The organism is Streptomyces sp. NPDC001348, from assembly GCF_053597535.1.
This window is the reverse complement of sequence record NZ_JBSFIK010000020.1, coordinates 25,099-32,160: the sequence shown is the minus strand read 5'-3', so window position 1 is coordinate 32,160 and position 7,062 is coordinate 25,099. Positions and strand designations below refer to the sequence as shown.

Annotated in this window: 6 protein-coding genes; 1 reads left to right on the top strand and 5 read right to left on the bottom strand. The window is 71.3% G+C overall.

Annotation, left to right across the window (positions count from 1 at the left end):
- Positions 1-80: 80 nt before the first annotated feature.
- The 4 genes from ACWC21_RS21550 to trhA all read right to left on the bottom strand — a co-directional run bounded on the left by ACWC21_RS21550 (position 81) and on the right by trhA (position 3,975).
- Positions 81-821: a Mut7-C RNAse domain-containing protein gene (locus ACWC21_RS21550; protein ID WP_450884142.1), complete on the bottom strand. Its 741-nt coding sequence runs from the start codon at positions 819-821 to the stop codon at positions 81-83.
- Between the two features lie 33 nt (positions 822-854).
- Positions 855-1,490 (bottom strand): TetR/AcrR family transcriptional regulator, encoded by a 636-nt coding sequence (locus ACWC21_RS21545; RefSeq protein WP_450884140.1) that lies wholly within the window; start codon positions 1,488-1,490, stop codon positions 855-857.
- 2 nt (positions 1,491-1,492) lie between these two features.
- Positions 1,493-3,148 (bottom strand): MFS transporter, encoded by a 1,656-nt coding sequence (locus ACWC21_RS21540; RefSeq protein WP_450884138.1) that lies wholly within the window; start codon positions 3,146-3,148, stop codon positions 1,493-1,495.
- Between the two features lie 113 nt (positions 3,149-3,261).
- Positions 3,262-3,975: a PAQR family membrane homeostasis protein TrhA gene (gene trhA / locus ACWC21_RS21535; RefSeq protein WP_450884136.1), complete on the bottom strand. Its 714-nt coding sequence runs from the start codon at positions 3,973-3,975 to the stop codon at positions 3,262-3,264.
- Between the two features lie 348 nt (positions 3,976-4,323).
- Here trhA and ACWC21_RS21530 point away from each other — a divergent pair, with 348 nt between their 5' ends.
- The gene (locus tag ACWC21_RS21530) at positions 4,324-6,147 is read left to right on the top strand and encodes a phosphoenolpyruvate carboxykinase (GTP) (protein WP_450884134.1); all 1,824 of its coding nucleotides are present in this window, start codon (positions 4,324-4,326) and stop codon (positions 6,145-6,147) included.
- Between the two features lie 492 nt (positions 6,148-6,639).
- Here the strand turns inward: ACWC21_RS21530 and ACWC21_RS21525 are convergent, their stop codons facing one another.
- Entirely contained in the window at positions 6,640-7,050 is a 411-nt protein-coding gene (locus tag ACWC21_RS21525) for an SCO4983 family protein (protein WP_450884132.1), read from the bottom strand.
- Positions 7,051-7,062 lie beyond the last annotated feature (12 nt).

Here is a 7,062-nt window from a genome sequence, read left to right as displayed (position 1 = left end):
ACGCCCCGACGACCGACCTGGAGCGGTTGCGCGCCGCGCTGAGCGGCTGAGCGCCCGCCGACCGGGCGGCCCGGTCCCGGTCAGGCGCGCTGACCCCGGTCGGCGAACTCCGCGAGGGCGCGCTCCACGATGGCCTCCAGCTGGTCGTGGTGCGCGCCCTTCCAGTAGGCGCGGCCGCACTCCGCGCACTGCGCGAACACGTCGTAGGAGCGCCGGGTGCCGTGCTCGAGCCGGTCGGCGACCTCCTCCTTCGTGGCGTCCCTCAGCAGCCCGTTGCACGCGGTGCAGCGGGTCCAGGGGCGCAGCTCGGGGTGGAAGCGGCCGAGGACGTCGCGGAGCTGGTCGTCCGGCCGGGTGCTGTAGACGAAGGCGCCCGCCCACAGTTCGCTGCGACGCAGCAGACCCCGGTCGCGGCTGAGCATGACCCGCCGCTCGGCCGCCGAGCGGGCGGCCAGCGCCGGGTCGCCGATGTCCGTCGACTCGTAGGCGGTGTCGACGCCGAGCAGGCGCAGCCGGCGGGCCAGGGTGCCGAGGTGGACGTCGAGGAGGAAGCGCAGGGGAGCGCCGGTCACCTTCTGGGGGCGTTCGACCTTCCGTACGACGACCCGCTCGCCGGCCGCCGGGACGTGCGAGGCCGGCACCTCACGGCCGTCCACCACCAGCGCGCCGACCTCGGTCAGCGGGACGCCGAGGGACTCGACGACGTGGCCGAGGGTCGAGACGCCGTCGGTGGGGACCGGGGTGGCGCCCATGCGCCGGGACTGGGGGAGGAACAGCCGTAGCTCGGGGGCGACTTCGACGTGGATCTCGGGACCGTTCACCTGGTCAGGATCGCACGGGAAGGGGACCGGACCTCAGCGGTTTTCGGTGGGGAGGCCGTGTTCGATGACGTCCAGGGCGCGGTCCATCACGGCGCGGAGATCGCCCTGGCAGCCGTTCTCCGCCCAGGACAGGTTGGCCTCCATCATGCCGCCGACGAGGGCCATCGCGTAGACGCGCACCTCGAGGCTGTCCGGGGTCAGGCCGAAGCGTTCGGCGAGGGCCGCGCGGAGCATGCGTCCGGTCTCCGACATGCTCTCCACCATCCGGGAACGGACCGCGGGGACCTGGACCGCGAGCTGCGCCCGCGTCCGGACCGCCTCGGGGTCCTGCGCCATCATCGCGTCGACGGCCCTGTGCATCACGTACCGCACCGAGTCCATCCACGGCTCCTCGGCGGGCCGGGCGCGCAACTCCTCGAGCATCAGGGGGTCGTACTCGTCCGTGAGGACGATGTCCTCCTTGGTCGGGAAGTACCGGAAGACGGTCGACGGCGACACCTCGGCCCGGTCGGCGATCTGCTCGACGGTGGTGGCGTCGTAGCCCTGTGCCTGGATCAGGGCGTAGGTCGCCGTGCGGATCGCCTCGCGGGTCTTGATCTTCTTCCGCTCCCGCAGGCTCAACGGGGGGCCGTCGGCGGGGGAGGAGGTGCGTGCCGTCATGGTGGTCATTGTCAGGCATCCGGCTCGGAGGCGGCCACGTCCGGGACGGCCCCTTCCGGTGCCTGGGCGGCCATGTCGTCCGTGGCGGTCATGGAGGCGCCCGACCGCGCGGCCGGCGCTGCAGCCGTCACGTCCGCCTCCGGAGCCGGCGTCCTCGCGTCCGTCCCCGGCGCGGTGGGCAGGAACGCTGCCGCCAGCAGCGCGGTGACCAGGGCGGCGATGCCGCAGACCAGCAGGACCAGGCCCATGCCGTGCACGTACGCGCCGTTGGCGGAGGCCGCCAGGTGAGCGGAGCCGGCTCTCCCGGCGACGAGGTGCGCGGCGACCACGGACTCCCCGGCGGTGTGCGCGGCCGAGGAGGGCAGGCCGGTGACGTCCAGCCGGTCACGGAAGGTGCTCGCCAGCAGACTGCCCAGCAGGGCGATACCGACCGCGCCGCCCACCTGGCGCAGTGTCATCAGCAGCCCGGAGCCGCTGCCGGCCCGGTCGGCGGGCAGGGCGGCCACCGCCCCGTCCATCGCGGGCACCACGGAGAAGCCGAAGCCGAGCCCGGCGACGGACAGCCACAGCGCGGTGAAGCCGTAGCCGGAGTCCACGGTCGTACGGCTGCCCAGCAGCGCGGCGAAGGCGAGCACCACCAGGCCGGCGCTGACCACGGCCCGCGCCCCGAACCGGGCGACGACCGGCTGCGCGCCCCTCGCGGCGACCATCAGCCCGCCCATCATGGGCAGCAGCCTCAGACCGGTCCCGAAGGCGTCGTGGCCGAGGACGGCCTGCAGGTAGGGCGGCAGGACGAACATCAGGCCGGACAGGACGAACATCACCAGGGTCGCCGCGACGGTGTTGAGCAGGAAGCCGCGCCGGCCGAGCAGGGCCATGTCGAGCATGGGCCGGGCCATCCGGCGTTCCCGCAGCACCAGTCCGGCGAGGAGCAGGGCGGCGGCCGCGAACATCCCGGCGACCAGCGGGTCGCCCCAGCCGCGGTCGGGGGCTTCGATGATCGCGTAGATGAGGGCGCCGAGGCCGGCCGCGGTGAGCGCGGTGGAGAGCGCGTCGACCCTGGGGGAAGCCGGGTCCCGGGTCTCGGGGAGCAGGAAGACGCAGGCCGCGACGCCGAGGCCGACCATGGGCACGTTGATCAGGAACACCGAGCCCCACCAGAAGTGGTTGAGCAGCCAGCCGCCGATGATCGGGCCGAGCGGCATGCCGAGCGCGGAGGCGGCGGAGATGATGCCGACGGCCTTGGTCCGCTCCTCAGGCCCGAACAGCGACGGCAGGATGGACAGCGCGAGCGGCATGATCAGCGACGCGCCGACGCCCATGAACGCGCGGGCGGCGATCACCTGGTGCACGTCGTCGGCCAGCGTGCCGACCAGTGAGCCCGCCAGGAAGAGGCCGAGCCCGGCGACCAGCATCCGGCGGCGGCCGAAGCGGTCGCCGAGCAGCCCGGCGGGGAGCATCAGCGCGGCGAAGACGATGACGTACGCGTCCGCCATCCACTGCTGCTCGCCCGTGGTGGCGCCGAGCTGCTCCGCCATGGTCGGCAGCGCCACGTTCAGGATCGTCGTGTCGAACCCGAGCACCAGCATGCTCGCGACCAGGGCCGCGAGGGCCCACCAGCGGCGGGGGTCGCGCCGCGTCTCCACCAACTCTGTGACAGTAACCATGAAATGAGAGTAGCTCTCAAAAACCTGGGAGTGTCAATGGGTAGGTGATGTCAGGGCATGAAAAATGGCCACGGCTCGCAAGCCGTGGCCACTGCCGAACAGGAGGGGGTGCTTCAGCCGTGCTGGTACGCCACCAGGGAGATGCCCACGTAGTGGACGACGAAGGCGGCCAGGGTGAAGGAGTGGAACACCTCGTGGAAGCCGAACCAGCGCGGTGACGGGTTCGGCCGCTTGATCCCGTAGATCACGCCGCCCGCGCTGTACAGGAGACCGCCGACGATCACCAGGACCAGGACGGCGACGCCTCCGGTGCGCATGAAGTCGGGCAGGAAGAAGACGGCGGCCCAGCCCATGGCGATGTAGCAGGGGGTGTAGAGCCAGCGCGGGGCGCCGACCCAGAAGACCCGGAAGACGATGCCCGCGGCGGCCGCCGCCCAGATGCCCCACAGCAGCCACCGCCCCTTGGCTCCCGGCAGGAGCAGCATGGTCAGCGGGGTGTAGGTGCCCGCGATGATCAGGAAGATGTTGGCGTGGTCGAGTCTGCGCAGGACGCGGTCCATGCGCGGGCTCCAGTCGCCCCGGTGGTACAGGGCGCTGACACCGAACAGCAGGCAGGCGGTCAGTGCGTAGATGCCGCAGGCGATCCGGCCGCGGGGGGAGTCGGCGAGGGCGGTGAGCACCAGGCCCGCGATGAGTACGGCCGGAAACATGCCCAGATGCAGCCAGCCCCGGAGCTTGGGCTTGACCGGATGGGGCAGGGAGAGCGCCACGGGACCCCGGCCGGCGGCCGGCGTGTTCTTGGGCGCATCGGGGGCGGACGCAGTCATGACCTGCATCGTACCGACGGAGCCGTAAGGCGCCGATGTGTGCGGCCCGCTGACCGGCGCAGAGTGTCCATCGTCTCACGGGGGTCCCGGCGCCGCGACGCAAAAAGTCTCTCAGGCGAACCCAACGTGCGCGCAAAGGATCCCGGAGTTATCCCGGAGGTATCCCAGGCGGGCGCGCTCAACCGTGGCCTTCCTCACGTCGCTCACTTGTGAAGCCCTCTGGACAGATGCGCAGTACCATCGGATGATCAAATGAGTGCAGTCGGCACCGGATGAGCGGCTACGAAGCATCCGGGTCGCAGCCCCCACGGGGCCCGAAGTTCAAAAATCCCTCACTTAGGAGCAATCGTGGCGCGCGACATCGCGGCTCCCCCCGTCATCCCCACCAACCACCAGGAACTGATCTCGTGGGTGAACGAGATCGCCGAACTGACGCAGCCGGACAACGTGGTCTGGTGTGACGGATCCGAGGCCGAGTACGAGCGACTGTGCGAGGAGCTCGTGGCGAAGGGCACCTTCAGGAAACTCGACCCGATCAAGCGCCCCCACTCCTACTACGCCGCCTCGGACCCGACCGACGTCGCCCGGGTCGAGGACCGGACCTTCATCTGCTCCGAGAAGGAGGAGGACGCGGGGCCCACCAACCACTGGAAGGCGCCCGCGGAGATGCGGGACGTCTTCCAGGGCGAGAACGGCCTGTTCCGCGGCTCGATGCGGGGCCGCACTATGTACGTCGTGCCCTTCTGCATGGGCCCGCTGGGCTCGCCGCTCTCCGCACTCGGCGTGGAGATCACGGACTCGGCGTACGTGGCGGTGTCGATGCGCACGATGACGCGCATGGGCAAGCAGGTGCTGGACGAGCTCGGTGACGAGGGCTTCTTCGTCAAGGCCGTGCACACCCTCGGCGCCCCGCTGGAGCCCGGCCAGGAGGACGTGCCCTGGCCCTGCAACTCGACCAAGTACATCTCGCACTTCCCCGAGAGCCGCGAGATCTGGTCCTACGGCTCCGGCTACGGCGGCAACGCGCTGCTCGGCAAGAAGTGCTACGCCCTGCGCATCGCCTCCGTGATGGCGCGCGACGAGGGCTGGCTGGCCGAGCACATGCTGATCCTCAAGCTCACCCCGCCGCAGGGCGAGTCGAAGTACGTCGCCGCCGCCTTCCCCTCCGCCTGCGGCAAGACCAACCTCGCCATGCTGGAGCCGACGATCTCCGGCTGGACGGTGGAGACGATCGGCGACGACATCGCATGGATGCGTTTCGGTGAAGACGGTCGGCTGTATGCGATCAACCCCGAGGCGGGCTTCTTCGGCGTCGCGCCCGGCACCGGTGAGCACACCAACGCCAACGCGATGAAGACGCTGTGGGGCAACGCGGTCTTCACCAACGTCGCGCTCACCGAGGACGACGACGTGTGGTGGGAGGGCATGACCGAGGAGCCGCCCGCCCGTCTGACCGACTGGAAGGGCAACGCCTGGACCCCGGCGTCCGACACCCCGGCCGCCCACCCCAACGCCCGCTTCACCGTCCCCGCCTCCCAGTGCCCGATCATCGCGCCGGAGTGGGAGGACCCCAGGGGCGTGCCGATCTCGGCGATCCTCTTCGGCGGCCGCCGTGCCAGCGCGGTGCCGCTGGTGACGGAGTCCTTCGACTGGAACCACGGCGTCTTCCTCGGCGCCAACGTGGCCTCCGAGAAGACCGCCGCGGCCGAGGGCAAGGTCGGCGAGCTGCGCCGCGACCCCTTCGCGATGCTGCCGTTCTGCGGCTACAACATGGGCGACTACATGGCCCACTGGGTGGACGTGGCCAAGGGCAAGGACCAGTCCAAGCTGCCGAGGATCTACTACGTCAACTGGTTCCGCAAGAACGACGAGGGCAAGTTCGTCTGGCCCGGCTTCGGCGAGAACAGCCGCGTCCTGAAGTGGATCGTGGAGCGCCTGGAGGGCAGGGCGGAGGGCGTCGAGACCCCGATCGGCGTGCTGCCGACCCGGGAGGCCCTCGACACGAACGGCCTCGACCTCGCCGACTCCGACCTCGACTTCCTGCTCACGGTCGACAAGGAGGCCTGGCGCGAGGAGGCGGGGCTGATCCCCGGCCACCTGAACACCTTCGGCGACCACACCCCGAAGGAGCTGTGGGACCAGTACCACGCCCTGGTGTCCCGCCTGGGCTGACCCACCCGGACTCCGCGGCCGGCCCGACTCAGCCCTGACCTGCGACGTCGTCCCGCCGGCCGCGGTGGCGCTCCGCTGGAGGCCGGGTTCGCAACAGCGTCGTTGCGGATCCGGCCCATTGGCGTGTGCGCGTTGTGTGTGGCCGGCGGCGGCGTGGGGTTGCCCGCGGTTCGGCACCGCCGGGGCCACCGCTGTGGCTGAGCGCCGTCGCGGCGGCTTTGAGGAGACGGCAACGTCAAAGGGACAGCGGATGGCCCTGCTCGTGGCAACCGCAGCTCCGTGGCGACCTTTGAACCGCCGCGACGGCGCTCAGCCACAATGGCGTCGACCGGCGGTCTGCAACATCGCCCGGCCCACGACAAGGGGTCCTGCCGCGCATACACACACCGCCGACCAGAAGACTCCGCCAAGGCCGACGCGGTGCTGTGGCGCCCGGTCCGCGCGTCGCTGCGGGTGCACGCGGACCGGGGCCGATCAGGGGACCCCGAGGGGTCAGGGGGCGGCGCCGATAGGTTCCTGGGCCACCGCGTGGGCGTCCATCCGCTCCGCCGCGAGGATCGCCGCCGCCGTGTCCGCCCGGGAGGCCGCGACGACCAGGGCGCGGCCCGCGAGGGCGTGGGCCCGCTGGTGGAGCGTCCGCGTCCCGTCGGCCGTGGCCGTGGACGCGCGGACCGGAGCACGGCCGTCCCGCAGTCTCGACACCTGCGCGGCGAGCCGCTCGGCGGCCGTGTCCAGGTCGGGGGAGGGAGCCAGCGCACGCAGTTCGTCCGTGACGGCGAGGAGCGCCGCGAGATGCCCCGCGAGCTGGATGTCCAGTTCCTCCTCGCGTGACCGGTGGGGGAAGTTCGAGGTGGTGCCGGCCATCGTGCGGTGGACCGACTTGCTGCGGATCGGTTCGTACATGGGAGATGGCCT